Here is a 26,854-nt window from a genome sequence, read left to right as displayed (position 1 = left end):
GGGTGAGCAGGCCTTCATCGCCATCGTCGAATTCGTGGTTGCCGACGGCCATAACGTCGAATCCGATCTTCTCCATCATCTCGGCTTCGACGTCGCCTTTGTACGTCGTGTACATCAACGAGCCCTGATATTGATCACCTGCATCCAAAACGATGACGTTCTGGCCATCCAGTTCAGAACGAAGCTGGTCGATCATCGTCTTGACCCGCGCGACACCCCCAAAACATTTTCCTTCGGCGTTGTCCTCGGCGGAGCAGGTCGAATCGAAGCGGTTGATCGGTTCAATGCGGCTGTGCAAATCATTGATGTGAATAACATGCAGCGTGTAATCGGCCTGTGCCACACCAGCAGTCAAAGCCAGCGCTGCAGCACTTGAAAGTAGTCGGTAAGACATGTGAGTCCCCTCTGTCGGATTGTTATGGCGCAATCGTGCATCGCCGCGCAGGGGGAGTCAAAACTTACGCTAGGGACACAGACGCATTTGCCCATGGCCCGCATCTTCAACAGGCAGATGACAGCGCTTGACGCCGCGACGCGCAAACGGCACATCCAAAGCCATGATCTATAAAATCCTCCGCTCTGATGAATGGGCCGCCTTGCAGTCCGACGGTGAAACCTCCGGCGCGCCGATCGACATATCCGATGGCTATGTGCATTTCTCGACTGCCGAACAGGTACGTGAAACGGCAACCAAGCATTTCTCAGGCACCGAAGGTTTGATGCTCTTGGCATATGATGAAGACACCATGGCCGGTGAACTGCGGTGGGAACCATCCCGTGGCGGCGCGTTGTTCCCGCATCTCTATGGCCCCCTGCGGTTGGCTGATGTGGTCTGGGCCAAACCTTTGCCGATGCAGGGCAGCGGTCACGATTTCCCGGACGACATCACATGAGCATGTTCGAACAGGCCGGATTGCAGCTGCTGCACCGATTTGACCCGGAAACCGCACATGGTTTGGCGATCAAAGCCCTGCAGCTTGGGCTGACGCCGTCTGTTGGCACCGTGACCAGCCCGCGCCTGCGCACGTCTTTCGCGGGTCTCACCCTGCCAAACCCGGTGGGCCTAGCCGCAGGCTTTGACAAGAACGCAACCGCTCTGCGCCCGCTGTCACGCGCCGGCTTTGGCTTTATCGAGGTGGGTGCCGCCACTCCTCGCCCGCAACCCGGCAACCCGAAACCGCGCCTTTTTCGACTGACCGAAGACCGCGCCGTGATCAACCGGTTCGGTTTCAACAATGACGGGATGAAGGTCATCGCAACACGCCTGGAACAGCGCCCCAGCGACGCGATCATCGGCCTCAACCTTGGCGCCAACAAAGACAGCGAAAACCGCGCAGGCGATTTCGCAACGGTGCTGGCCACATGCGCGGCACATCTAGACTTCGCCACCGTCAATGTCAGCTCGCCCAACACCGAGAAACTACGCGACCTGCAAGGCAAAGAGGCGCTCGCGGCTTTGCTCGCAGGTGTGATGGACACCCGCAACGCGCTGGATTGTCCGATTCCGATCTTCCTCAAGATCGCGCCGGATCTGAGCGAGGCGGAAATTACAGATGTGGCGGAAGTCGCATTGACCTCGGGCATCGATGGGCTGATTGCCACAAACACGACGCTTGATCGCGCGGGCCTCGCATCGCTGCACGCACCCGAAAAAGGCGGGTTGTCCGGACGCCCCCTGTTCGAGAAATCCACCCGCGTGCTAGCACAACTCTTCCGCGCGACCGAAGGCCGTCTGCCAATCATCGGCGTCGGCGGCATTTCATCTCCAGAAGACGCCTACACCAAGATCAAGGCGGGCGCTTCGGCGGTGCAGCTCTACTCTGCGCTGACTTATGAGGGGCTGAGCCTCGTGCCGAAGATCGCGAACGGACTGGATGCTTTGCTCAAGCGTGACGGATTTAATACGGTCGCTGAAGCGGTCGGGTCCGCAACCTGACCCAACCCCTTCTGTGTTTCACAAATATCTCTGGGTCTGGGGAAGAGCCAAAAGATTTTCGCCCAAGGAAACCCCTGACGCGTCTGCTAGAGCTTGACCGGCACGCGCGTCGCCTGAATGAACTCTTGGATCACCCCAGCGTCCTTGACGCCCGGCGCGGTTTCAACACCAGACGACACATCCACCTGTTTCGCCCCGGTCAGGGCAATTGCCTCGGCTACGTTGTCGGGTGTCAAGCCGCCCGCCAGCATCCACGGCTTTGACCACCGCCGCGCCGAGATCAGCCGCCAGTCAAAGGACACTCCGTTGCCGCCCGGCAAATCTGCGTTTTTGGGAGGTTTGGCATCCACGAGGATCTGATCCGCCACTTCGGCATAGAGATCGAGCGCCGCCACATCTTCCTGGTCCGCCACGCCAACTGCTTTCATCACCGGCAAGCCAAAGCGGGAGCGCACCTCGGAAACACGCTTGGGACTTTCCGACCCGTGCAATTGCAGAATGTCCAATGGGACCGCTGCGGTGATCGCATCCAAAAGAGCATCATCGGCGTTCACCACCAAGGCAACTTTGGCCACGCCGACCGGCACTTCAACCGCCAGATGGCGCGCCTGTTCGATGGTCACATTGCGCGGGCTTTTGGGAAAGAACACGAAACCGGCATAGGCTGCGCCCGCATCCGCTACAGCAGACACATCTTCAGGTCGGGTCAACCCGCAGATTTTAACGCGAATGCCTAGGGTCATGGAACCGCTCAGCTTGCCTCGTCGAGAAGAGCCAGAACTTCGTCCTTGTCTTTGTCACGCTCTGCTTTCGTGCGACGCAATTCGCGTTCTAACCGCTTGACCTCGGCCTGACGTTGAGAGGCAGCGGCCCGATGCTTGTGCTCGCGCAGCCATTCCCACACGAAGCCGATCAACAGGCCTGCGATGATGCCACCAAAGATCACGATGAAAAGCGGCAATTCGATCGATCGGTTCATCCCAACCAGATCAGACAGCCCCGATGGCAGCAGTTGCAGCATCACAATGCCACGATTAGCGAGTGCAACAGACACCAGCGCGATGGCCAGTGCCGCAAGAAATGCATAGCGAATGTATCGCATCAGTTTTTACTTCCCGTTCAATCTGTCTCGTAGCAGCTTGCCCGTCTTGAAGAACGGCACATGCTTTTCTTCCACTTCGACCGCCTCGCCGGTACGCGGGTTGCGGCCGGTCCGGGCATCGCGTTTCTTGACCGAAAACGCGCCGAAGCCCCTTAGCTCGACCCGGTCTCCACGTGCCATGGCGTCGATGATTTCTTCAAATATGGTATTCACGATCCGCTCGACATCGCGTTGGTACAAATGCGGATTGTCGTCAGCAATCTTTTGAATCAACTCAGACCGTATCATCGTCTCACATCCCTCTGGCCACACGCCCGTTCCGTGCTTTTGTTTCGGTCGAGTATACGCACGACAATCCAAGACGGAAACCGCGGCGTTTGCGCGTTTGGCAGAAAGTTAAGCCAAATTAAGCCGTTCCAAGGCGGGCGCCGGGGCGATTTGGTTCAAAATCCGCGTTCGGCATGCGCGCGCCTGTGTGTAAGTTGCATTACGATTCGCGTGATTGCCGCCTGAGATCACCCTTGAATTCTGGTCCAACCTCTGGACTTCCGACAGCTTCGCTGGCTCATTAAGCGCAACCAAATACGAAAGGGAGACCCCATGAAACTGCTGCGTTTCGGAGAGCTTGGCGCTGAGAAACCCGGGCTGGTGGATGACGACGGGCAGATCAGGGACCTGTCTGCCCATGTCGATGATATCACCGGCACGACGGTCACGCCCGAAGCACTCGATCGCCTCCGCGCGATTGATCCCACGTCCCTGCCCCGTGTCGATCCCGATACGCGGATCGGCGCTTGTGTCGGTTCAGTGGGCAAACTGATCGCAATCGGTCTCAACTATGCTGACCACGCGGCCGAGGCCAACATGGCACTGCCCGAGGAACCCATCGTGTTCTTCAAGGCCACCTCGTCGATCTGCGGCCCCAACGACTCCATCGAGATCCCGCGCGGATCAACCAAGACGGACTGGGAAGTGGAACTGGGCGTGGTGATTGGGACCCGCGCAAAATACGTGTCCGAGACCGACGCCCTGTCGCATGTTGCAGGCTATTGCATCGTGAACGACGTCAGCGAACGTGACTTCCAGCTTCACCGCTCGGGCCAGTGGGTCAAAGGCAAATCGCACGATACCTTCGCGCCGATGGGTCCTTGGCTAGTGACAGCGGACAAGGTGGCCGATCCTCAGAACCTCGCTATGTCGCTTTCAGTCAACGGCCAGACCATGCAGGATGGCTCCACCCGCACGATGCATTTCTCGGTGGCAACCGTGATTTCGCATCTGTCCCAGTTCATGACGCTTCACCCGGGCGACGTGATCGCAACTGGCACGCCTCCGGGCGTCGGCATGGGTCAAAAACCGCAAGTTTATCTTGGTGAAGGTGACAGCATGGTGCTGAGCATCGAGGGCTTGGGCGAACAGCTCCAGACCTGCATCGCGGCACTCGGTTGACGACAGGCGAAGCCTAGGGCCAGCCTACCTGCCGGTTCTTCCAGTACAATGATCTGCCCAGACGTTAGGGTCTGGGCAGATCAACCTTTGGCTTCAGTGTGACAAGAAGACCGCCCTCTGCCTGCGCACGGCCAAGCCTTTCCAATTGGGCCATGTCGACTTCGAGTGTGAGAGTCCGTGGCGGGATTGCTGGCACATCACTCGACGGCTGAATCGTTTGGTCTGCCGCGAGGACACGCAGATCTTGGCCGATGTTGATGAACGTGGTTTCGGTGGCCGGCCCACCGCGTTGCACCTGAAATACATCGACCCGGTCACCAGGCCGCACCAGCCCCCCAACTGCGGTCGCCTCTGACACGACAATTGCAAACGCGACCATATTCTCCGAAATGCGCTCGGAAAGTCGGGTTGTGGCCGTTGTCGCCATATCGCCCCACGATATGGCATCACCTTGTTCGACATCGCGCAGCAGAACCATACCGACCATTCGGGCCTCGGCATCCGGGATCAAGGCTTGCAGGGCGGCTCCGCTTGGCACAGATCGAACCGGCAAGTTGGCCCACTCCAGATCGGTTTCCGTGACGCGGGTTCCCGCAGGCAGGCTGCGCGTCGCCACAAGAGCAACAACCGAGACTGGTACGTCTTCGGCGGCCTGTTGAATGACTTGAGAAACCGGTGTCTGCACCTTCGGAGCGCCGACCCAAAGCCAAAGAGCGGCCCCACCTGACACCAGTGCCAAAACTGCAAGAAACAATCGCATTGCTCGCCTTTCAAAGTTTGGTGTTGGGCCAGACGCCAAGGCACGGCATGACTGTCTGCATCACGTGTCCATCAAGTAAAGAATAATTCCGGGCGTAAAGATCACCGCGAAAAGAACCGGCAAAAAGAACAAAACCATAGGAATCGTGAGTTGCGGTGGCAGGGCTGCGGCCTTGCGTTCCGCATCGGCCAATCGGCTGACCCGTTGGTCCCGCGTCGTATTGCGCAAGGTTGTCCCAATCGACGTTCCATAGCGCTCTGCCTGGATCAACGCGGTCACGACCAGCGAAACTGCAGGCAGATCGACCCGAGCCGCAAGGTTCGATAGCGCAAGTTTGCGATCAGACAGATAATTGAGTTCAGCAAGTGTGATCTCCAGTTCTTCCGCAACGAAAGGTGCACTGGACACGATGCGCTTGGACACGACATCCAAAACAGCATCAAGCCCCATCCCGGCCTCAACTGACAATAGCATCAGATCGAGAACATCCGGCCATTCGCGGCGGATCGCTTCTTTACGCTGCGCTGCGCGCTGACGGATATAAATCGAAGGAAGGACGTAGCCGATTGCCGCGAGAAACAAGAGAAAGGTTGCAAGCCATACAACCGATCTGTCTTGGCCGGGCAGGATCAGCACAAACGCCAAGCCCGCCGCTACTGCCATGACTGGCAATGCGAACCGCAGAACCAAGTATAGCCTGACATGGTCACGGTCGCGCAAACCGGCCTGCCTGAAGCGCAGCACAAGATCAGAATCCCGTTCCAGTGCAGCAAGACTTGGGATCGCAAAGATGCGGCCTTTGACATCCGTGTTCGGCCAAAGCGACTGCTCGCGTGCCGAAGTGGGCAGGATGGCAGCCGCTGCGCTTGCGCAGGCACAAAAGGCAAGCAGGGCAGGAATGATCAATGTCAGATCAGGCATCGATCTGCACCATCCGCTTCATGATGTAAGCCCCTGCCCCCATCCAGAGACACGACAGAAGGACCACAATCTGCCCAGTTCCGGTGGTGAACAGCACGGTGATGTAGCTGGGGCTCAGCAGGAACAGCCCGAACGCAACGAAAAGCGGGATAACGCCAATGATCACCGCCGAACTCCGCGCCTCTTGGCTCAGTGTTCGGACCCGTTGGGCGAAATGCTGTTGTGCGCGCAAAGTATCGGCGAGATTGCCCAAAGCTTCTGACAAACGCCCCCCGGTCCGATGTTGCACCCCGATCACATGCGCAAAGAACACCACCTCGCGTGCAGGCATACGCGCCGCGAACCTCTCGGCAGCTTGCGACATTGGAATTCCCAAGGAAAGGTCGTCCAGCAAACGTTTGAATTCGACACTGACTGGGCCGCCGATTTCTTTCTGAACCACCTGTAAGGCCGACAATAACGGCATCCCGGATTGCAACCCTCGCACGATGACTTCGAGCGCGGGCAAGAACTGACGAGAGAACGCCGCGTCGTATTTTCGCTTTTGGTATAACCGCCATTGCAAGACACTCAAGACCGCGATCAGGGCCGCGAATGCAGACAGGGCAACGTTACCTTCAGACACCACCGCGACGAGCGCCGCTGCCAAGACGGCAAAACCGATCAACCATGTGGCGCTTTTGACTTTGCCTAGGTCGGCAACGGGTTGGGGGTCGGATCTGCGGGTCACATAAAGAAATCCGCCTGCCGAGGCTACGGCGATCATCGCCAACAGGATCGGCACAGCGTCTGTCATGCGGTTTCGTCCGGATTGGCGCGGCCATCTGCCAGAGCCTGCATCAGACGGCGATGTTCACCATGTTTGCGCGCCTGTTGATAAATCGAGGGCTTGCCGTCGAACACCGTGCAGTGACTTCCGCTGATCGCGTCGTCTTCATCGTCGCCTGCATCAAATTCAAACCGCATCAAGTCGCGCAAGACGGTGCGCCCGTCTTTGAGACCAACTGTTTCACTGATGCTGGTGATCTTTCGCGTTCCGTCGCGGAACCGTTCGATCTGAACGACAATGTTAACCGAAGCGGTGATCAGCCTATGGATCACCTCGGATGTCAGGTTTCCATACCCCATCATCACCATGGCTTCGATCCGCGACAATGCTTCATCCGGGGAATTTGCGTGAAGCGTCCCCATCGACCCGTCATGGCCGGTGTTCATGGCCTGCAAAAGGTCCAATGTTTCGGGGCCGCGCACTTCGCCGACGATGATCCGGTCGGGGCGCATGCGCAGGCAATTGCGGACCAGTTGGAACATGGTCACTTCGCCCAGCCCTTCGGTGTTGGACGGGCGCGTTTCCATCCGCACCACATGCGGCTGCTGCAATTGCAGCTCTGCCGTGTCCTCGCAGGTGACAACACGTTCTTCGACGGCGATCCAACCGGTCAATGCGTTCAGCAATGTCGTCTTGCCCGAACCCGTGCCCCCGGACACCAGGATGTTGCACCGGGATCGACTGACCACCTTGAGAAGGTCCGCCATCGGCTGGCTAAGCGTGCCCAGCCCGACCATGTCATCCAAAGTCAGGCGTTGTTTGGTAAAGCGACGAATGGTCAGAACCGGACCGTCAATCGCGAGTGGTGGGATGACGACATTGACCCGCGATCCGTCTTTCAGGCGTGCATCGCAGATCGGACTGCTTTCATCGACCCGTCGCCCCACAAGGCTGACAATGCGCTGACAGACATTCATCAGGTGTTCGTCATCGCGGAATGCCACATCGGTTTTCTCAACCCGGCCATTCACCTCGATAAAGATATTGTCGAACCCGTTGACCATGATGTCGGCGATGTCGTCTCGGACAAGAAACCGCTCCAACGGGCCAAAGCCCAGCATGTCATCGCAGATGTCGTCCAGCAGTCGGGCGAATTCGACATCGGACACGGTTTGGCGATTGCGCGCCAGCACGTCTTTTAGGGCGGTGGACACGCCTGCCCTCGCCTCGGGTAGCGGACGACGCAGCAAACCTGCTGCGTCGATCCGATCAATCACGTCAAGGAAGACGCGTTGTTTGAGAATGGCGAAGTTGTGTTGCACTGGCGGCTACTCTTTCACTCTACTGCCTCGCGTAGAGAAATTAAGAATGGCTTCCTAAAGTCAATCAACAGCAGGCAGTGCAGTTCCAATATCGTTAAACACGTCTGCCAGTTTAGGACCAATTGCAGTTGCGCCTGCGATAATGGTGATAGAAATTAAGCCCGCAATGATTCCGTACTCAATCGCGGTGGCGCCGCTCTCATTGCGAACGAACTCGCGAAGTTTAGCTCTCAGAAAAGGGATGAGCATAATTATTCTCCTTTGTGGTGCGCGCAATTCCATTGCCGCACTCGGGTCCAGCTTCAAACCGTGAGACTCGTCACACCACGAAATCGGTCAAGCACCGGCAGCACCCGTCAAAAAGAGAAATCGTCACTCCACGCCGTAGGCTCTTTGAAACAAGCCTAAGCAGATTTCTATCCACAGGCAACAGAAGACGGAATGTGCGGCAGTTGGTCACTCAAGTCTTTAATATTCCTTGGGGATGTATCTTTGCTAAGGCTTGCGCGAAACCCAGCGCTAAGCTAGAATCCTGTGGATAAATCTGTATCGGGCAAGGCTATCCTGACGAGTAAATCCTCTATTTCCCTTTGTTCCCTGTACCACCTTCGCCCCAATGAAAAGAAAGCCAATTCACCTTGGTTTCCGGTATCAGGCGAACTTTATTCGGGTCTTTGAAAGCGGTCGCCCTTGTGACCTTGCTGGCAAGCTGTGCCGATGGTGGCATTTTTGCACCACCCGACCCCCAAGTCACACGGCAGCATATCGACCGGGGGATCTCCCTGATCAGCGTCCGGGATTTCAAAACCGCCAAAGCGGAACTGCTCAAGGCAAACCCCTTCAAGACCGGCGATCAGCGCGCGTTAATGGCGCTTGCAATTGCAGCGGACATGGAAGGCGATTTTCAGACTTCTGACAAAGCCTATGAGCTGTTGCTGGCACAAAGCACAGATCAAGCGACGCTGTTCAACAACATGGGCTATTCCTACATGCTGCGCGGTGACCTTCTCAAGGCCAACTCCTATCTGGCCGAAGCAGAACGCCGCGCCCCCAAGAACGATACGATCCGCAACAATCGCAAAATGCTGAAACAGGTGTCGCCACTCTGATGAACAACAGCGCGCGCATAGTCACAGGCAAGACCATCTTGCACACCATCGCGGTCCTCGCTTTGCTTTTTCTGTGTGTGGTGGTCTCCCGGCCTGCGGGTGCGCAACCTGTCGAAGTCATCTCATTGTCCATTGGCGACGCGCATGTTGTGGAAACGAATTTCGACCTTTCCGATGTGATCATCGGAAATAACGAAGTCGCGAATATGGCTTTGCTGTCTGCTCGCAGCATTGCCATTACGCCTTTGTCGGCAGGCTCCACGAAAGTCTTGCTTAGGGATGTCGACGGTCGGCAAAGGCGGGTTCTCTCTGTTATCGTGCAGGAAAACTTCGATCCCTTGCAGCGGATCATCGACGATCTTCAGCCGGGATCGAATGTCAGGGTCCAAAGCGTCAACGGGCGGCTTGTCCTGTCGGGGACGGTCCGCGACGAAGCCGAGGCCGCACAAATCCGAAACGTGGCTGAATCCTATAGCGAAGGCGATGTGATCGACGCATTAAAGATCACCGATCCACGTCAGGTCATGCTCAAGGTCAACATCCTTGAGCTGTCACGCAATGGCGGCAAAGAACTTGGGATCAACACATTCCCCAATCCACAGGGCATGGACGGCACCAATGGTGCACCTTTTGGCGTCATCACTGACACGATAGACTTCAACTTCAACAACCGCGACTATACGATCAACATTCTTTTGCAGGCGCTTGAAAACAAAGGGCTGGCCCGCAGGTTGGCCAATCCGACGCTTGTGTCGATCAATGGATCGACGGCCAGTTTCGTGGTCGGTGGTGAAGTCCCTATCGTGAGCACGGATGCCGACGGGAAAACCACAACATCCTACCGGGAATACGGCGTAAAGCTGGCGTTCACGCCGCAGATCCTGCCAAACCGCACGGTGCGCATCGCGATTGAACCTGAGGTCAGCGAGGTCGATTGGACCCGGAGGGTCAATGACAACCCGGCCTTCGTTTCCCGCAAAGTGAACACCACGATCGAACTTGTCAGCGGCAGAAGTTTTGCCATTGCAGGGCTGCTCCAAAGCGACAGTGTCCGCTCAGCGCGCCAGTACCCATGGCTGGGGGACGTGCCGATCTTAGGTGCACTGTTCCGGTCGACCGCGTACCAGCAAAACCAGACCGAACTGGTTGTTTTGGTCACACCCTACCTCGTGAACAATGCCTCGGAACAGAACATCATGGGCGACCCGACGCTTCAAAGCGGTGACGTTTCCGATGCCGAGGTTTTTCTACTTGGCGCTATGGACAGCGCCGACGAGATGACCCGCCGCTTCAAAAGCGGCTTTGGCGTGACCGGAACGTTCGGCCACATTCTGCCAAACCACTGAACGGAACAAGATGCGCCGTCTCTTGATCATCCTCGTTGCTCTTGTGGCTGGAGTTGGGACTCTCGGCCTGCTGGAGCTGTCGCGTCCCACACCCGTTACCGAACCGACAGAGATCACTCAGACGGACACTGTGCGCGTTCTCGTGTTCAATCGCGATATGCCCCGTGGAACCATTGTCGACGCGTCCAGTCTTATCTGGCAGGAGCAATTGCGCAGCGCGGTGTCAGCCACCACGCTGACGTCGGAAACAGAAGATGCGCCCTATCCGTCGGACATCGTGGGCAAGCTGGTGCGGCGCGATGTGCTGGCCGGGGAAATCGTACGGCCGGATGATCTCGTGGACCGGGCCTCCGGCTTTATGGCCTTGACGCTGACACCGGGAACACGCGCGGTTGGGCTTTCGGTGACCGCACAGAAATTGGCTGGAGGGTTTATCCTGCCAGAAGATCGCATCGACCTTATTCACACTGTTTCGGGTGATTTCGACAGAGACGGTCGCGCCGGGAGTTTTTCTCAGACCATTCTCGAAAACATCCGTGTGCTGGCGATCGGCGACACCCCAACCAGTCGCGTCACCTTTCAAACCGCAGATCAGCAGGAAAACGCGGCATCGCGCACCGCAGAAATCAACATGACTGGTGACACGATCACACTTGAAATGACCGAGGAAGAGGCCGAAGTCCTATTCTCTGCTCTCGCCAGCGGGCAAGTGTCTTTGGCACTGCGGTCAATTGACGATCACGGACCGTCGCGTGTTGTTTCCATTCTGGGATTTGAGAAACCAGAGCCACCTGCCCCTGAACCGGTCGTACTGCCGCCCGAACCACCTCAGCAACCCGCAGAACCGGCAGCAGTCGAAATCGAGCCCGAAGAAAGTGAGCCAACGCCCCCCAAGCGGTCCGTCCGCGTCATTTCTGGTGGCCAGACGACGATCGTGGATGTGCCATGAGCACGCAATCGCTTTTCATACCGCGCACCACAATTGCGACCTTTGCAAAAACGCCCGAGGTGCTGACAGTTCTACAGGACCTCAAGGACCACACTTTGCTGTCCCGCGCCCAGTACAATGCTTTTGACGGTGATATCGACGAGATCATCAACAAGTATCCTTCCGGAGGCACACCCGAACTCTTGATCCTCGAACATGACGGCCCCATCGAGGATTTGGAACGTCTTGCAGAAGTGAGTGCAGCAACGACACAGTTGATCATCATTTCCTCGGACAATGACATTAGTCGGTATCGGAGGCTACTGGATCAGGGTGGCGCGGATTATCTCTTTACGCCGGTTACGCCCGAATTACTTTTGGGAAGTATCAGTCGCACGTTTTCTCATACAGAAAACCGACAGGCCGGCGCGCTTGTCACGGTCTTCAGCTGCGGGCGTGGCAGCGGTGGATCGACGATCGCACAAAACACGGCAGCGTTGATATCACAGCTTCCAGAAAAGCGAGCCCTACTGCTGGATTTCGATCTGTTCACCGGAACAACCACCCTGACCTTTGATCTCAGTCCGGTACGTGGCCTTCGCGAACTATTGCGTGACCCAAAGTCGATCAGCCCCAAGGAAATCACCAAGCTGGCTCATGAAAGATCGACCAGCCTGCAAATCTTGTGTTCACCTCCAAGTCTGGAGCCGGGTTTTTCGGTCAACATGGATCACTTTGTGGACATTCTTGACCAGGCGCGGACCCTGTCGGATTTCATCATTGTTGACATGCCAAGTGGTTGGAGCCTGCTTCACAGCAAATTACTGGCAATGAGCGAACACACGATGCTGGTCTCGATGGCAGATCTGGGCAGTTACCAAACCCTGCACAACATCGAAACGCTCGCTGCAAACCTGCGGCAAAATCTGCCACCCGCTGACATCGTGATCAATCGATGGTCACCTGCCACAGAGTCGTTGATCTCATCCAGGCTTTTCTCGGAAACAGCCAAAGGCGGTCACCTCGTTAAGGTTGGCGATTTCGGAAAAACGGCCATAGCAGCGGCCGAAGCCGGCAAGGCAGTTGCGGAAACGACCCCATTTCCAAGCGACCTCAAAGACCTCTTCAGCTTTGTCGAAGGCCTTGCCGGGGTGCGGCGAAAACAACAGGACCGCAAAGTAAAACAGTTCTGGACCTCGCTGTTCGGTCGAAAGCAGACATGACCTTTCGTTGGATTTGGATAGCGCTGCGGCGCGAGTCCGGCGCTGCGGCGATAGAGTTTGCATTGATTGCACCCGTTTTGCTGCTCATGTTTGTCGGCATGGCAAATCTTGGCGTTCGGGCGATCGAAGAGGCCCGGCTGAACCAGGTCGCCCGCGAAACCGCTGAAGCGGCCTTGTTCACACAAAGCCTGACGGTACTGGACACCACGTTGCAAGCCGCGATCACAGACCTTGGCGCACCGATCAGTGGCGACACATATGCCGGGACAGTACGGCTTTTGTGCCTGTGCCCCGGCCAAGCGGAAATCGAGAATTGTACCACCTCGCAGGCCGCGCTCTGCATCTCGACCGGTCTGCCTTGGGAGGTCGTGATCGAGGTTGACGTCCAGATGAATTACCAGCCACTGTTGCCGGGCTTCGGGACCGAGGGTCTGATCGCAAGCACGTTGCGGGTGCAGGTCAGGTGATACGCAACGCACGCAAACGGTTCATCAAAGATACATCAGGCGCGGCAGCGCTTGAATTTGCGCTAATTGCGATTCCACTTCTGATGTTCACGTTCGGCATCATCGAAATCGGCCGTCTGCTCTTCATGCAACAGCAGTTGACCTATGCAACCGATGCAGCAGCGCGGCAGCTCTACATAGTACCGTCCACCTCCACAGCCACGTTGTCTTCAGCAATTGTCGACGACCTGTTTCTTGGCGACCCACTGCGCCTCACCGTCACCGTCGGCGCGGTCGCCGCACAGGCAGGAACAAACAGCTTTCAGACCATTCGTCTGACAGTGGACTACGATTTTCAAAGTGTGGTTCCAGAGCTGGTCATCGACGCCGTTCCACTCAGCTTTGAGCGCACTGTGATTGTAGCCAACTGATCATTCAATCAACTGAACCCGCAGCGCGGCTTCAACCGGTGGCGCACCCGGTGGTCTGTTCGGTTGACAGCCTATCGTGACCGTCCCGTTGCCCGAGACTTCCAGAACGCCCGCGATGATCTGCAGACAAGGGTAGGACGAACTGGAATCTCCAGTGTAAGTCAGCGTGTCACTCGGAAAATAGATGACGCCATTGATGGCAGAATCCGAATTGCCTGACATCGAATGAGACACCGACGCTCCACTACGATCCGAGAAAAACAGAATACCGGCAAAGGGATCGGGACGCACACCGGGATCAAGCGGATCATAGGCGGTCAGGTCCAAATCCGCCCCTCCATTGACCACCAACTTCGCCCCGTTCATCAGATAGAACGTGACCCCTGTTCCGGTCAGCTCTGCCTTGGAATTGATGCGAAACGTGCCCCCATCGATGATATAAAGGCCAGCGCTCAGTGTCGTGGTGTCGTTCAGTGTGAGGCCACCATCGAAAAGTGCTACCGGCAGGTCCGGGTACGCCAGAAGATACTCACTCGGAGTGAAGGTGCCTGCACCAATGGCGGAGGACGACAACCGGGTCAAACTCGCGACATCCGCCGATGTCGGCATGGGCAAGTTCGCATAGGGATCAGGGGCGGGGCGCTGCAAGAGCTGCGGCTCGTCGCAGTCGGTCAATGTCAGGCCATCGGTCACATCCACACCGCCGACTGCGTAAAGACACGACCCCGTCACCTCGACTTTGGCACCCTGCATTTCAAAACTTGTATCGGCATTTGAATTGGACGCAAATCCGCAGCCGACCACGTTCACCAAACCCGAACCGCCGACCTGAAAGGCCGGGTTCGCGGCAGGCGACAGGGCCAGCATGCATACAGGTTCACCGCTTCCGGGGATGGCGCCCGCAACGGCGCGGGTGCCGATCGTCACGGTTTCGTCCTGCCCGGGGAAAATCGCGGTCAAATAGCGGCTGACCGTCCTCTCGACCGTCACCTCGACAAAACCGGGCCGACCGGCATTGGGCCCGGTCGCCGGAGGAATATTGATCACCATTGTATCCGTGGCTCTTAGCCCGGACGACTGCGCGCGGGCCTCGGCTGACGCCCTGATCACAGCGGTATCGTTGGTCGAAATCCCCCGCGTCGCTGCAGAATAAGCGGCAAGATCAGACACATGTTGCAATTTGCGTTCGGTCACCAGCCACAGTCCCGCCTCACTGCCAAGCCCGGCAAAACCAATGAGAACCGGTGCGAGCAATGCAAAATAAACCGCCGTCGCGCCTTTTTCGGATGTCAGGAAACGTCGCAGCATGGTGTCTTTCAAAATTCTGAAGAAAGGAAGATCGGCGCAATGATGACCACAAAGATCACCGGAAGAAAGAAAACGATCATTGGCACGGTCATCTTGGGCCCCAAAGCCGCGGCCTTTTCCTCGGCATTGGCAATCCGCACCTGGCGGCTCGAGCTTGAGATGACGCGCAGAGAATTGGCGATGGAAGCCCCCTGCTTTTCGGCTTGGATCAGAGCGATAACCACGGATTTCACACTTGGAAGGTCCATCCGTTGGGACAGGTTCAGGTAGGCATGTCTGCGCTCTGATAGAAGCGCGAGGTCAGTAACAGTAATGATCAGCTCTTCTGCAAGCACATGCGCTGTTGGCGCCAACTCCCGCGCGATGCGACGCAAGGCGACTTCGATCGACAAACCGGCGTCAAGGCAAATGATCAATAGCCCGATAGCATCGTCCCAGTACATCTCGAACTCCCGTCGGCGACGGCGGGTACGCACATGCAGGTAAAGACTGGGCAGAAAAAGACAGACCACCGAAGCAAACAATATCAACCCGTATCCAAATAGCGGATTTCTGTCCAAGATGCCAAAACCCGCGGCCACCTCGTGGCTGACCACTGCAGCGGCAAGGGCAAGAACTATCCGCATGCCTTCAAAATAGATGATCGTGGCTCTGCGGTTTCGAAGGCCGGCCTGCCGCAATCGAAGCAACTCGGCTTCGCCAAGGATCGCGTGCTCGGAAATCCAGTCAATGACCGAACGGCGCAGTTCGACGAAGACGGCCTGCGCCGCCAACCATTGCACCGGATGGCGCAGCAAGATGTCCACAGGCTTGGTTACCGTGTTTTTCTGACTTATGGCGCGTGCTTTGTGGTCCAACCTCGGACGCGCAGAAAGCGTCAATGTCACAACAGCAATCGCCATAGCGACGGCAAGAGCCACGCCGAGATTGATGACGGACAAACCGCCAAACCACATCTGCATGTTTGATGCAGCGGTCATATCTCTACCCGCATCATGCCACGCATCACGACGAACCCTGTGACCATCCAACCGACACAGAAAACAAGAATGACATTGCCGGTCTCTGTTTCGAACAGCGGCGCGAGGAAATCCGGGGACAAGGCAGAGACAGCGCCGATGAGCAAGATCGGAATTGATCCGATGATCCACGCAGAGGTCCGTGCTTCGGACGTCATCGCGCGGATCTTGCTTTGCAGCTTGGCCTTTTCCCGCAGCATGTCCGCAAGGTTCGAAAGCACCTCGGACAGGTTGCCGCCAGATTGGGCCTGCAACGAGATCACGATGGCAAACAATCGGGCTTCCGGCACAGGCACCCGATCGGCAAATCGCACGATCGCATCTCGGATGCTCAACCCCATACCCATATCATTCGTGACGCGCATGAATTCCCGCTTCAACGGGTCGTTCCATTCCTCGACCACCATTTGCAGACATTCCAGCAATGGTAACCCAGCCCGAATACCCCGAACGATGAGGTCCAGAGCTCCGGGCAGTTCATTTGCAAAAACCTGCATGCGCCGCTTTGAAAGACGTCGCAGATGCAGGATCGGTCCAATGATCCCGATTGCGAAAGCGATACCCACTGCAGGGAGCGTAGGAACGTCAAAAAGCATAAGAACAAGCTGCAGTACCACCGCAATGGATAAGCTGAGAATAATATGCCGGACCAGAGTGCGCTCGGTTCCGGACCGGGTCAAAAGACGGGTGAGAAAGAACCGGCCATCGCGATTTTTTAACGTATCGAGTTCAGCCAAGGCCCGCTGCATTGCTTCGCGTGCATGCAATTGTTCTTGGGTCTCATCACCTTCTACCGGGTCCGTCAAGAAACCCAAGCGGTTCAGCCGCTCTTCCAATTGCCCAGAGGATGATCGCCTGCTGGACATCGCGATCCAGAGCACGGCAAGCGCGGTCAGGAATACAACAAGGCTGGTCAAAAGGTTGTAAAGATCAAACTGCAATTGGCCCATTGCGTCACACCATCCCGAAAGACTTGTCTGGCGACACATGCGCATTCGCAACTTGCAACGCGTCCGCAAGGCGCTGTTGTTCGCCATAATAAACCGCTCGTGGCCAGATATTTGGCTGTGTGACACCTCCGCCGACATGCCGACCGACGACATGGCCCTCCCCGTCGTCTCCTTCAATCTGATAGGAGAACAGGCTCTGTGTGGTGATGGTATCCTCCTCCATCCCGAGCACTTCGGTAATGTCGGTGATCACCCGGCGCCCATCGCGCAGGCGCGACGCGTGAATGATCACGTCAATCGAATTGGCGATCATTTCGCGGATGTTGCGGGCTGGAAGATTGAACCCGCCGCCGGTGATCATGGTCTCAAGCCGACGCATCGCCTCGCGCGGAGAGTTGGCATGCACCGTGCCCATGGACCCGTCATGGCCCGTGTTCATAGCCTGCAAAAGATCAAAGGCCTCGCCGCCGCGCACTTCGCCGACGACGATCCGATCCGGGCGCATCCGCAGACAGTTCTTCACCAGATCCCGCATTCGGATTTCACCCTCACCTTCAAGATTGGGCGGGCGGGTTTCCAAAGGCACAACATGCGGTTGCTGCAATTGTAGTTCCGCGGAATCCTCGCAGGTTACGACGCGCTCATCCCTATCGATGAAAGCCGCGATGCAATTCAACAAGGTGGTTTTCCCCGAACCGGTCCCTCCCGAAACGATCAGATTGCAGCGCGTGCGACCGATCACGCGAATGAGCTCGGCACCCTCCGGCGTGATCGACCCAAAGCGTACAAGGTCTTCGAGCGTCAGCTTGTCTTTCTTGAACTTGCGGATCGTCAGCGTTGGCCCCTTGAGCGAAAGCGGCGGCGCGATCACGTTGACCCGCGATCCATCCGGTAGGCGCGCGTCGCATATTGGTGAGGATTCATCGACACGACGCCCAACCAAAGACACGATCCTCTGACAGATGTTCAGAAGATGGGTTTCGTCGCGAAACTGAACATTGACCTTCTGGATGCGCCCGCCCAACTCGACATAAACGTCCTTCGGGCCGTTCACCATGATGTCGGTCAGATCATCCTGCGCAAGCAACGGCTCCAATGGACCGAAGCCCAGAACATCATCGACAAGTTCATCAACGACCCGGTCCACCATGAATGACGGCAAGGGCGCTGGCCGCCGCGCGAGAATTCTGCGGATTGCTTTTGCGATCTCGACCCGAGCGTCCTGAGCGGCCAGATGGTCAAGCTCTTTGGCATCGATGATTTCGACCAAGGCGCCGCGCACTTCGTCCATAATGGCATAAAGTTCGTTATTCTCCTTCGAGGCAGATGTGGCAGACCGGTCAGTGTCCGGCTTTTCCGGCACCACCGGAGGCTTGACCGAGGTCGATTTCGGCATGGTTCCGACACGATGCGCCCGCCCAAACGCCATGGCTGTTCTCCTTTTCAGGCCGCAAGGCCATCCTGTTTACACGTCAAGAAACCAAGGCTGCACGCCACCCACCCGTGACACGCGCAAAACCATCCGTCTGGTGACTGTTCACAATGAACGGGAAACGCCGGGTGATCTTACGGGATACGGCCGGTGCACTCATCACGGCGCAGAGCCCATGATTGCCAAATCCGCGTCGATATCGCGCTATGCGCAAAACGCTTCGACACGCCTCGCCACCTTGCCGTCACACAAACACATGTTGACCGCAGGCATCTGCCGTTAAACCATTGCAGACGAAGGGACTGTTTGTCCATCGGTCTTGACGTCGCAAGCGTCTTAGCCTGCCTCACGCAACAACGGGGAGCAGCACGTCGGGCTGGTTCCGATCGCATACCGGCCGCAGAACCCGAAGGATCGACATCTTACCGACATCGCGCGCACTGAACTGGATGAAGCTGAACACACCCGGGTGCCGGCCAGATATACGGAATGCCTCATATAAGGCGTCTACGCAGGTTTCACCCGTGCCGGGGACGCGCAAAACACCGCAATGGGATCAAGGGTAACCGCCCCCCTTCAAAAGACCGGTGTTTTGAGTTGGCCTGTTCTCCAACAAGGAGACAGACAATGAAGAGAAGCCGTTTCCGCGATGAACAGATCATTGGGATATTAAAAGAGCATCAGACCGGGCTTGGCGCGAAAGGGCTATGCCGCAAGCACGGTGTAAGCGACGCGGCGTACTAAAAATGGCGGTCAACGTACGGCGGTCTGGAAATGTCTGACGCCAAAAAGTCGAATTCACTTAAAGCAAAGAATGCCTAGCTCAAAAGGGTACTGGCAGAGCAAATGATGGATGTGTCGACGCTCAAGGGCATGCTTGGAAAAAACTTTCGAGGCCCAGATCTCGAGGCACCACTGCGACCTGAGCATGAAAGACAATCGACATAATCAGACACAGGCCTGCGCTTTGGCTGGGATCGATGCAGGCGTCTACCGGCGCGTATCGAAGTGGCTGCAAGCGTGCACTGGACACCCGAGCACCGAGGGCGATCCCGCAGGGATCAAACAGGCGTGTCCCGCATCCCTTTCCGCAAAGCACTGTGCACCTTGGCCGCTGAAGGGCTGGTGATCGTCAAGCCATCGAAGGGCAGCATCTTTCTAAAATGGACATCAAACGAAGTGTTTTCGCTGCCCAAAGTTCTTGACCGTCTCGAACAGCTTGCAGGCGACGTCGTTGTTGTCCGCGCCAAAAACGATACCCGGACATTCCACGGAGAGTGGCCCTTAAGCAGACCGCGGATGAAAGCAGGCCACTTCCGATGCTGTACCGATTGGCGACAGTCGCGGTGTCTCCTTGCGGCAAATGTCCGTGGCACTTGGGCAGCGTGCAGCAAAAGCGCATCCTTTGGGCGGATTCAAAGGATCGGGCAATTCCGTGCCTTCCGCTTCCGGCGGTGTCAGTGGCCTGCCAACCACGGGTGCACTGTCAGCCAGCAACTTGGTATAGGGATGCCGCGGTGCCGCAAAGACCTCTTCGGCCGGGCCAATTTCGACCACGGACCCGAAATAAAGAACCGCGATCCTGTCACTGACGGCCTCTACCACTGCAAGATCGTGGCTGATGAACAGGTAGGTCAGATCGAAGGTCCGGCGCAGATCGGCCAGTAGGTTCAGCACCTGAGCCTGCACGGATACATCAAGAGCAGAGACAGGCTCATCGAGGATAAGAATGCGGGCATTGGCCGCCAACGCACGTGCGATCCCGATCCGTTGCGCCTGTCCTCCCGAAAACTCGTGAGGGTAGCGATCGAGGAATTCTTCACGCAGGTTCACGCTCTCGAATATCTCGTTGATGCGCAGGCGGCGGTCGATCGCAGGCATCTTGTAAAGATGTTTCAGGGGCGCTTCCATAATCTGCCGGATTGTCTTGCGCGGATTGAGCGAGGAAATCGGATCCTGAAAAACGTACTGGATGCGCTTGCCGAACGCTGCAGGGTCAGCCGTGTCAAGCGCCTCACCCTCGATCTCGATCTGTCCAGTGGTCGGCTCAAGCAAACCGACGAGCATCCGCGCGAGGGTCGACTTGCCACAGCCCGACTCTCCGACAAGGCCAAGAGTCTCACCTTTCTGCACCGACAGATTCAAAGGGTTCACTGCTTTGACCGACCCTGTCGAATTGCCGAACAGCGACCGGCCAACCGGAAAGGTTTTCGAAAGCTCGGTGAGTTTCAGTGCTTCGGTCACTCCGCAAACTCCCTGTCTTGTCCCACAGGATAAAGACACCGCACCCCATGACCTCCAACTCGGTCCAACGTTATGTTTCCCTCACGACACCCTTCTTGCACCCGGTCGCAGCGATCCGCGAACGCACAGCCCTCGGGCAGTTTGTCGACAACGGGCGGCAGGCCGGGGATCGCTTCGAGCCGACGTTTGCCGCCGCCCAGTTCCGGAACACACGCCATCAACCGCGCGGTATAAGGATGGCGGGGCGCATCGAGAATGGTTGTGGTCGTGCCCTCTTCGACAACCCGACCAGCGTACATCACTGCCACACGATCACACAGCTGTGCGACCACGCCAAAATCATGGGTGATGAAAACGATCGCCAACCCACGCGAGCGGCGCAAGTCGTCAAGGATTGTAAGAACCTGCGCCTGCACCGTCACGTCCAGCGCGGTTGTAGGCTCATCCGCGATGATGATGTCGGGATCATTGGCCAATGCCATTGCGATCCCGACCCTTTGACGCATCCCACCCGACATCTCGTGCGGATAGTCCGAGATGCGCTTCTCAGCATTAGGGATGCGCACGGCTTTCAGAAGGTCAATCGCCTTGTCGCGCCCTGCAACCTTGTCGATGCGACGGTGGGCCTGGATCGCCTCGATCAACTGGTCACCAACCCGGTAGAGCGGGTGCAACGTGGCAAGCGGATCTTGAAAAATATACGAGACAGTCCGACCACGCATGTCACGCAAACGGCCGTATGGCATGCCGATCAGGTCTTCACCGTCGAAATAGGCCGCACCATTGGTGATCATACCGGGAGGCGAAGCGACAAGCCCCATGATCGACAGCGCCGTGACCGACTTCCCGGACCCGCTTTCGCCGATGATGCCAAGGCATTCACCCTTGTCCACATGTAGATCGACACCACCCACGGCACGATAGATACGATCCTTGACATGAAACTGGGTCTCCAGTGCTTTGACCTCAAGTAGTCCTTTTCCCTCTGCCTCTGGTGGCTGGTGCGCCCTGTCGACACGCGTCGCCGCCATTGGGCGTGACAAAGCGCCAGATTTCAACCGGGGGTCAAGCGCGTCGCGCACGCCGTCGCCCAGCAGGTTGATCGACATCACGATGATCAGGATCATCATACCCGGAACGATAGATGTGTGCGGGTTAGTGATCAGCGCCGACCGCGCTTCGCCCAGCATCGAGCCAAGATCGGCTTGCGGCGGCTGAGAACCAAGGCCAAGGAAAGACAGCCCTGCGGTCTCAAGGATCATCCAGCCAATCGTCGTGGACATGGCGATGACGATAACTGGGACCACATTGGGAAGGACTTCGGACAGAATGATCTGCTTGTCGGATAGTCCGGCAAGACGCGCGGCATCGACGAATTCCTTGTTGGCGATACCGACAGTGATGCCTCGGATGTTGCGGGCAAAGAATGGCACGTTTACCGCAGCAACCGCAATCAGCGCATTCAATAGGCCCGGCCCCAACGCCGCAACGATCGCCAGCGCCAGCAGGATGTAGGGGAAGGCCATCAGCATATCGACACCGCGCATGATGATGTTGTCGGTGCGTCCGCCGTAATAGCCGGCAATGATCCCGACTGCCGCACCGATGGTGGCCGCAACAATTGCGGCGGCAAACCCCACCGCAAGCGACAATCGTGTCCCCCACATAAGACGCGATAGCAGATCCCGGCCAAGATGGTCCGTGCCCATAAGCGCGCCTTCGGAAAACAGCGGCTGGAAGCGATTGGACGTGTTCGTCACATCTGGGTCAGCCAAGGGCAGCAGTGGCGTCAGCAGGGCCAGCAACACGACCAGCACAAGCACAATACCACCCACCAGCGCGAGCCGGTTGCGCGCAAGCAAAGCGATGAAGGCGATCATGTCTTGATCCGTGGATCGAGAAGGCTTTGCGCCACGTCCACCACAATATTGAACACCACATAGCAGGCGGCGACGAAAACAACCCCACCCTGCACCAAAAGGATGTCACGTTTCAGGATAGCATCGACCAGCATCCGTCCCACGCCCGGCCACTGAAAAACGATCTCGATATAGACTGCGCCGGACAGCACGAAACCCGCCTGAATGCCAAGGACGGGAATGATCGCAACCAACGCCGCCTTGAGCGCATGACGCCAGATCACACCGCGCTCATGCACGCCTTTGGCACGGGCCGTGCGGATGAAATCCTGCCGCAGCACTTCGAGCATCGCTGACCGCGACAGCCGCGCTATGACACCAGTAGCCACGACGGCCAATGCCGTTGCAGGCATGGCAAGATGGCTCAGCAACACACCCAAGGTGCGATCTCCATAGATAGGCCACATGCCCGAAACCGGAAACCATCGCAGATTCACGGCAAAGAACAGGATCATCATCATCCCAAGAAAGAAGGACGGAATCGAAATCCCAAGAAGCACCACAAACGTGATGCCCTTGTCGGCCGCGCCATATTGGTTCGCCGCAGAAATCACACCCGCGATCACACCAAGGAACGAACACAAAACGAAGGCTGTGCCCGCCAACACCAGGGTTGCATTAAAACGTTCAAGAACCTCGTCGAGGACAGGTCGGTTCAGTGCGAAAGACGTTCCGAAATCTCCTGTCAGCATATTACCAAGCCAGATGACATACTGCTGCACCAATGGCTTATCGAGACCCAGGTCACGATTGAGCTTTTCCACGTTGCCTGGCGTGGCGTAGCTGCCCAGAATAGCGGTGGCGGGGTCTCCGGGGATCATCGCCATGATCAGAAACACGATGATAGTGATCCCGATCAGAACCGGAACCGCAGAAAGTAGTCGCTTCAGAATATAGCCGGTCACAGTCGCCCCGCGGGTGCATGTGATGGGTGGGGCACGCGGTCAGGCACGCCCCACCAAGATCTTTATTTCTTCACGACGTCGTCGAGCAAGAGAAAGAACGACGGCTGAAGTGCAAAGTTCTCGACCCGGTCGGAAGTCACGGCGTTCTGCTTCCAGTTCGCCACGAACACCCACGGCGCGTCTTCCTGAACGATCACCTGCATTTCTTTGTAAAGCCGTGCGCGTTCGTCCTGATCGGTGGCGACGCGCGCCGCCTCCAACAGTGCATCGACTTCGGGGTTCGAATAGTAACCCGAGTTAAACCCGCCCTGATCGGGCCATGCCGCTGTGCGCAATGCAAGAAACGGAAGCGTGTCCGGATCATTGGTCATCCATGCCATTTCAGCCATGTCCGCCTTGCCCTCAAGACCGGGGTTCACTTCACCAAGGAAAGTGTTCCACTCATAAGTTTCAATCTTCACATCGAAACCGACAGCTTCCAGATCGGCTTGAATGGCCGTGCCCATGGCGATCGGGTCAAGCATTCCCGAACCACCTTCGGTGACGAAGAAGGTCAGCTCTGCCCCTTCGGCACCTGCCTCTGCGATCAACTCGCGCGCCTTATCCGGGTCGTAGGGATAAGGTTCGAGGTCAGGATTGTACGCCCATGCAAAAGCTGGCGGCGTCGGTCCTGCTGCAACCTCAGCCGTGCCTTCCAGAACCTCGTTAACCAAAGCCTCCTTGTTCACCGCATAGTTGGCCGCTTGGCGCACGCGCACATCCGCAAAAGGGCCTTCCTTTGCGTTCAGAATTAGGAACCAGACATGTGGACCTGCCTGTTCATGGACCGTGTAGGCGTCGCCCTGAAACTCGCTCAGTGCCACGGGCGGCACTTCCACCATCAGGTCGATCCCACCTGCGAGCATCTCTGCAGTGCGGGTATTGGCATCGGTGATCGGACGAAAGACGACGGCCTGCAACTCGGGCGCGCCATCCCAATAGTCGGGGTTCGCTTCGATCACGACAGCCTCGTTGGACCGCCACTCTCCAAACGTAAAGGCTCCGGTGCCAGACGGGTTGCGCCCGAACTCTGTGCCGTGCTCCATCACTGCGGCGGGCGATACGATCAGGCCAGTGGGGTAGGCAAGGTTAGACAGGAACGGCGCATAGGGCCCGTTCAGAGTGAACCGGACAGTCCTCGCATCGACAACTTCGGTCGATTCAATCGACGAGAAGAAGAAGGACAAGGGGAACGGACCGGTGTTGTGATACGGGTGATCTTCGTTCAGCATGCGGTCGAAATTGAACTTCACCGCCTCTGCATCAAAGTCGGAACCGTCATGAAATTTGATGCCCTCGCGCAGCGTGAAGGTGTATTCCGTACCGTCCTCGGAAATCTCCCAGCTTTCTGCCAGCGCGGGTTCGACCTCAAGCGTTCCATCCCTATAGCGCACGAGGCCATCGTAGACATTCATCAGGATCCGGAAATCGTTGACGGCTGTGACCGCCGCCGGATCAAGCGCTTTGGGCTCGGCGATCTGTCCAACGATCAAGACGTCGGTCGGGGTTTGCGCCTGCGCGCCGCTGATGACCCCGAGTGTCAGGGCAAGCGCAGTACCGGTGGCCAGCAGGCCCCGGCGAGTGACGTGAAAGAGCGACATGACAGCTTCCTCTCCTGTTGTATCGGATTTTATTTATCATGATAAATTGCATCAGGCCAAATTTTCATGATAAATTCAAGTCCAAGACTGAGCGGGGCCAAATATGACGATCTCCATACTCGCACTTGACGAGAAAACAGGCACTTATGGCGGCGCCGCAATGACCGGAAGCCTCTGCGTCGGAGGTTGGGTGCTGCGTGGAGACGCCGAATCGGGGCTGTCGGCCTCGCAAGGTTCTTTGCCCAGCACCATGTGGGGCCAGAATGTCTTGTCCCTCATGCGCGATGGAGCGTCGGCCGAAGTCGCTGTTCAGCAGATCGTCACAGCGGATGGTGGTCGCGATGAACGTCAACTTTCCGCACTCGACCCTCGCGGAAGCACCGGGTTTTTCACCGGTGCCAACAGCATCCCAACCGCCGGTGTGCGGAGTGCGCCGGGTGTCATTGTGGCCGGAAACCTACTGGCCTCCGAGGCAGTTCTGGATGCCTGTCTCGATGGCTTCCTGGGCAGTGACGGGGCTATGGATGTCCGCTTGCTGAACGCGCTCAACAAGGCTGCGGATGTTGGCGGTGACAGCCGCGGACTCTTGTCTGCCGCCATGCTGGTGGTGGGTTCGGACCGCCCGCCCTTAAGCTTGCGTATCGACCATTCCGATGCGCCTTTGGACGCGCTTGCCAACCTGCACAGGCACGCGACAAGCGGCGCCTACGCAAACTGGGCCAGCCACGTGCCGACACTCGCCGATCCCGAGCGATCAACCCCGTTTCTCGGCTGACTATTCTGCAATAAACCGTTTCATGACCTCGGCTTGCTGCATCTCCATTTGCTCGCGGGCCATTTCCATATGGCTGCGCATGATCTCGCGCGCGCTGTCCACATCACCGCGCCGCAGTGCCGAGATCAGGTCTATCTGATGCTGGCGGCCTGTCCGCCACAGGTCATGATTGGGCGCTGCATACAGACGCTTGTAGACTGTCAGATCGGTAAGGATTTGCGCCATGAAGCCAATGAAGAACCCAAGCAACGCATTGCCTCCGAAGTCCGACAGACGCGCATGAAACTTCAACGACGCGATATGCTGATTGCGCTCTTCCTCTGCGTCAGACGCCGCATGAGCATAGCCTTCCATGATCACCTCAAGTTCCGCGATTTGCGCTTCGGATAGGCGTCCGGCAAGACTGGCCGCAAGTTCGGGCTCAAGCGCGATGCGGACCTGATAGATGTCATCAATGGTCACGTCGCGAAAATAAAAGTAGTTGGCCAACAGCGCGGCAGCTCTCTCACGCGTCACCTCACCGACAAAGCTTCCTCCGCCGGGACCTGTCTTGGTTTCAATCAGTCCCTGTGCTTGCAAAAGACGCATCGCTTCGCGGATCGTCCCCTTCGACATACCAAAGAGGTCAATCAGTTCTGCCTCGCCCGGCAGCCGGTCACCGGGCTGTAGCCCTCGTTCCACAACCCAATCTTTGATCTCTTCGGCCACACGCAAAGGGCGCGACCGACGCGCGCGTATGTTTGGATCTGATGGTCCGCTGGCGGGCATTGTCCTGCTTTCGATCTGGGCCGCGCAAAAAGCTGTGCCCTACAGCAAACCCATTCATCATGATAAATACAAGGCCAAGTTGACCCATGACGCGAAGGCCGCAGCAATATCATCGAAAGACAGGGCTACGTTTGAAAGACGTCGCGGTAGAT

General features: G+C 57.3%; 28 protein-coding genes and 1 pseudogene. 11 read left to right on the top strand and 18 right to left on the bottom strand.

Going from position 1 to position 26,854, the window contains the following annotated elements:
- Positions 1 to 394, bottom strand: a 394-nt coding sequence (locus MCRY_RS15845; RefSeq protein WP_176234515.1) for a metallophosphoesterase, incomplete at its 3' end; no start/stop codon positions are given.
- Positions 395 to 557: 163 nt separating this feature from the next.
- Between MCRY_RS15845 and MCRY_RS15840 the strand changes: the two genes are divergently transcribed.
- Positions 558 to 893 (top strand): DUF952 domain-containing protein, encoded by a 336-nt coding sequence (locus tag MCRY_RS15840; RefSeq protein WP_085631657.1) that lies wholly within the window; start codon positions 558 to 560, stop codon positions 891 to 893.
- Entirely contained in the window at positions 890 to 1,936 is a 1,047-nt protein-coding gene (locus MCRY_RS15835; RefSeq protein WP_085631636.1) for a quinone-dependent dihydroorotate dehydrogenase, read from the top strand. Before MCRY_RS15840 ends, MCRY_RS15835 begins: the two co-directional genes overlap by 4 nt.
- Before the next feature lie 86 nt (positions 1,937 to 2,022).
- On the opposite strand, the gene MCRY_RS15830 is transcribed toward MCRY_RS15835, so the two are convergent.
- From MCRY_RS15830 to ihfB, 3 genes are read right to left on the bottom strand one after another with little or no spacing between them, the layout of a single operon-like run.
- A complete protein-coding gene (locus MCRY_RS15830) occupies positions 2,023 to 2,679 on the bottom strand; it encodes a phosphoribosylanthranilate isomerase (protein WP_085631634.1) in 657 nt (218 codons plus the stop codon).
- A gap of 8 nt (positions 2,680 to 2,687) precedes the next feature.
- Positions 2,688 to 3,038: a lipopolysaccharide assembly protein LapA domain-containing protein gene (locus tag MCRY_RS15825; RefSeq protein WP_085631632.1), complete on the bottom strand. Its 351-nt coding sequence runs from the start codon at positions 3,036 to 3,038 to the stop codon at positions 2,688 to 2,690.
- Positions 3,039 to 3,044: 6 nt separating this feature from the next.
- Entirely contained in the window at positions 3,045 to 3,326 is a 282-nt protein-coding gene (gene ihfB / locus MCRY_RS15820; protein WP_085631630.1) for an integration host factor subunit beta, read from the bottom strand.
- Positions 3,327 to 3,638: 312 nt separating this feature from the next.
- Between ihfB and MCRY_RS15815 the strand changes: the two genes are divergently transcribed.
- Positions 3,639 to 4,487, top strand: coding sequence for a fumarylacetoacetate hydrolase family protein (locus MCRY_RS15815; protein ID WP_085631628.1), 849 nt, complete (start codon positions 3,639 to 3,641; stop codon positions 4,485 to 4,487).
- Positions 4,488 to 4,551: 64 nt separating this feature from the next.
- Here MCRY_RS15815 and cpaB (MCRY_RS15810) read toward each other — a convergent pair whose 3' ends face one another.
- The 5 genes from cpaB (MCRY_RS15810) to MCRY_RS15790 all read right to left on the bottom strand — a co-directional run bounded on the left by cpaB (MCRY_RS15810) (position 4,552) and on the right by MCRY_RS15790 (position 8,508).
- The gene (gene cpaB, locus MCRY_RS15810) at positions 4,552 to 5,247 is read right to left on the bottom strand and encodes a Flp pilus assembly protein CpaB (protein ID WP_085631626.1); all 696 of its coding nucleotides are present in this window, start codon (positions 5,245 to 5,247) and stop codon (positions 4,552 to 4,554) included.
- A gap of 60 nt (positions 5,248 to 5,307) precedes the next feature.
- Entirely contained in the window at positions 5,308 to 5,721 is a 414-nt protein-coding gene (locus MCRY_RS23625) for a type II secretion system F family protein (RefSeq protein ID WP_409645579.1), read from the bottom strand.
- Positions 5,722 to 6,160: 439 nt separating this feature from the next.
- Positions 6,161 to 6,964, bottom strand: coding sequence for a type II secretion system F family protein (locus tag MCRY_RS15800; protein ID WP_085631622.1), 804 nt, complete (start codon positions 6,962 to 6,964; stop codon positions 6,161 to 6,163).
- The gene (locus tag MCRY_RS15795) at positions 6,961 to 8,259 is read right to left on the bottom strand and encodes a TadA family conjugal transfer-associated ATPase (RefSeq protein ID WP_085631620.1); all 1,299 of its coding nucleotides are present in this window, start codon (positions 8,257 to 8,259) and stop codon (positions 6,961 to 6,963) included. The genes MCRY_RS15800 and MCRY_RS15795 overlap by 4 nt, the downstream gene beginning before the upstream one ends.
- Before the next feature lie 60 nt (positions 8,260 to 8,319).
- Positions 8,320 to 8,508, bottom strand: coding sequence for a Flp family type IVb pilin (locus MCRY_RS15790; protein WP_085631618.1), 189 nt, complete (start codon positions 8,506 to 8,508; stop codon positions 8,320 to 8,322).
- 443 nt (positions 8,509 to 8,951) lie between these two features.
- Here MCRY_RS15790 and MCRY_RS15785 point away from each other — a divergent pair, with 443 nt between their 5' ends.
- Genes MCRY_RS15785 through MCRY_RS15760 form a run of 6 tightly spaced genes read left to right on the top strand, consistent with a single transcriptional unit; the run spans position 8,952 to position 13,742 of the window.
- The gene (locus MCRY_RS15785) at positions 8,952 to 9,368 is read left to right on the top strand and encodes a tetratricopeptide repeat protein (RefSeq protein WP_138487518.1); all 417 of its coding nucleotides are present in this window, start codon (positions 8,952 to 8,954) and stop codon (positions 9,366 to 9,368) included.
- Entirely contained in the window at positions 9,368 to 10,714 is a 1,347-nt protein-coding gene (locus tag MCRY_RS15780; RefSeq protein ID WP_085631614.1) for a type II and III secretion system protein family protein, read from the top strand. Before MCRY_RS15785 ends, MCRY_RS15780 begins: the two co-directional genes overlap by 1 nt.
- Positions 10,715 to 10,724: 10 nt before the next feature.
- Positions 10,725 to 11,663, top strand: a complete 939-nt coding sequence (gene cpaB / locus MCRY_RS15775) for a Flp pilus assembly protein CpaB (protein WP_085631612.1) — start codon at positions 10,725 to 10,727, stop codon at positions 11,661 to 11,663.
- Positions 11,660 to 12,865, top strand: coding sequence for a CpaE/TadZ family protein (locus tag MCRY_RS15770; RefSeq protein WP_085631610.1), 1,206 nt, complete (start codon positions 11,660 to 11,662; stop codon positions 12,863 to 12,865). Before cpaB (MCRY_RS15775) ends, MCRY_RS15770 begins: the two co-directional genes overlap by 4 nt.
- Entirely contained in the window at positions 12,862 to 13,332 is a 471-nt protein-coding gene (locus MCRY_RS15765) for a TadE/TadG family type IV pilus assembly protein (RefSeq protein ID WP_085631608.1), read from the top strand. The genes MCRY_RS15770 and MCRY_RS15765 overlap by 4 nt, the downstream gene beginning before the upstream one ends.
- A complete protein-coding gene (locus tag MCRY_RS15760; RefSeq protein WP_085631606.1) occupies positions 13,329 to 13,742 on the top strand; it encodes a TadE/TadG family type IV pilus assembly protein in 414 nt (137 codons plus the stop codon). The genes MCRY_RS15765 and MCRY_RS15760 overlap by 4 nt, the downstream gene beginning before the upstream one ends.
- Here MCRY_RS15760 and MCRY_RS15755 read toward each other — a convergent pair whose 3' ends face one another.
- Genes MCRY_RS15755 through MCRY_RS15740 form a run of 4 tightly spaced genes read right to left on the bottom strand, consistent with a single transcriptional unit; the run spans position 13,743 to position 18,448 of the window.
- The gene (locus tag MCRY_RS15755) at positions 13,743 to 15,050 is read right to left on the bottom strand and encodes a pilus assembly protein TadG-related protein (protein ID WP_085631604.1); all 1,308 of its coding nucleotides are present in this window, start codon (positions 15,048 to 15,050) and stop codon (positions 13,743 to 13,745) included.
- A gap of 8 nt (positions 15,051 to 15,058) precedes the next feature.
- Positions 15,059 to 16,030 carry a type II secretion system F family protein gene (locus MCRY_RS15750; protein ID WP_085631602.1) on the bottom strand — a complete coding sequence of 324 codons (972 nt, stop codon included), beginning with the start codon at positions 16,028 to 16,030 and terminating at the stop codon, positions 15,059 to 15,061.
- Positions 16,027 to 17,019 (bottom strand): type II secretion system F family protein, encoded by a 993-nt coding sequence (locus MCRY_RS15745; protein ID WP_171045997.1) that lies wholly within the window; start codon positions 17,017 to 17,019, stop codon positions 16,027 to 16,029. Before MCRY_RS15745 ends, MCRY_RS15750 begins: the two co-directional genes overlap by 4 nt.
- Positions 17,020 to 17,023: 4 nt before the next feature.
- Complete coding sequence (locus tag MCRY_RS15740; RefSeq protein ID WP_085631599.1) at positions 17,024 to 18,448, bottom strand: TadA family conjugal transfer-associated ATPase; 1,425 nt, start codon at positions 18,446 to 18,448, stop codon at positions 17,024 to 17,026.
- A 630-nt stretch (positions 18,449 to 19,078) separates the two neighbouring features.
- Between MCRY_RS15740 and MCRY_RS23425 the strand changes: the two are divergent.
- Positions 19,079 to 19,466: pseudogene (locus tag MCRY_RS23425) on the top strand (transposase); the annotation flags it as partial.
- 269 nt (positions 19,467 to 19,735) lie between these two features.
- Here MCRY_RS23425 and MCRY_RS15730 read toward each other — a convergent pair.
- The 4 genes from MCRY_RS15730 to MCRY_RS15715 all read right to left on the bottom strand — a co-directional run bounded on the left by MCRY_RS15730 (position 19,736) and on the right by MCRY_RS15715 (position 25,159).
- Entirely contained in the window at positions 19,736 to 20,695 is a 960-nt protein-coding gene (locus MCRY_RS15730) for an ABC transporter ATP-binding protein (protein ID WP_085631595.1), read from the bottom strand.
- Positions 20,692 to 22,575: a dipeptide/oligopeptide/nickel ABC transporter permease/ATP-binding protein gene (locus MCRY_RS15725; protein ID WP_171045999.1), complete on the bottom strand. Its 1,884-nt coding sequence runs from the start codon at positions 22,573 to 22,575 to the stop codon at positions 20,692 to 20,694. The genes MCRY_RS15730 and MCRY_RS15725 overlap by 4 nt, the downstream gene beginning before the upstream one ends.
- The gene (locus MCRY_RS15720) at positions 22,572 to 23,519 is read right to left on the bottom strand and encodes an ABC transporter permease (RefSeq protein ID WP_085631593.1); all 948 of its coding nucleotides are present in this window, start codon (positions 23,517 to 23,519) and stop codon (positions 22,572 to 22,574) included. Before MCRY_RS15720 ends, MCRY_RS15725 begins: the two co-directional genes overlap by 4 nt.
- A gap of 62 nt (positions 23,520 to 23,581) precedes the next feature.
- Complete coding sequence (locus tag MCRY_RS15715) at positions 23,582 to 25,159, bottom strand: ABC transporter substrate-binding protein (RefSeq protein ID WP_085631591.1); 1,578 nt, start codon at positions 25,157 to 25,159, stop codon at positions 23,582 to 23,584.
- A gap of 103 nt (positions 25,160 to 25,262) precedes the next feature.
- Between MCRY_RS15715 and MCRY_RS15710 the strand changes: the two genes are divergently transcribed.
- Positions 25,263 to 25,934, top strand: coding sequence for a DUF1028 domain-containing protein (locus MCRY_RS15710; protein ID WP_085631589.1), 672 nt, complete (start codon positions 25,263 to 25,265; stop codon positions 25,932 to 25,934).
- Here MCRY_RS15710 and MCRY_RS15705 read toward each other — a convergent pair whose 3' ends face one another.
- Complete coding sequence (locus MCRY_RS15705) at positions 25,935 to 26,702, bottom strand: FadR/GntR family transcriptional regulator (RefSeq protein ID WP_238939733.1); 768 nt, start codon at positions 26,700 to 26,702, stop codon at positions 25,935 to 25,937.
- Between the last annotated feature and the right edge of the window lie 152 nt (positions 26,703 to 26,854).

The sequence above is a fragment of the Marivita cryptomonadis genome (assembly GCF_002115725.1).
Lineage (GTDB): Bacteria > Pseudomonadota > Alphaproteobacteria > Rhodobacterales > Rhodobacteraceae > Marivita > Marivita cryptomonadis.
This window is presented reverse-complemented; position numbering and strand designations above follow the sequence as displayed.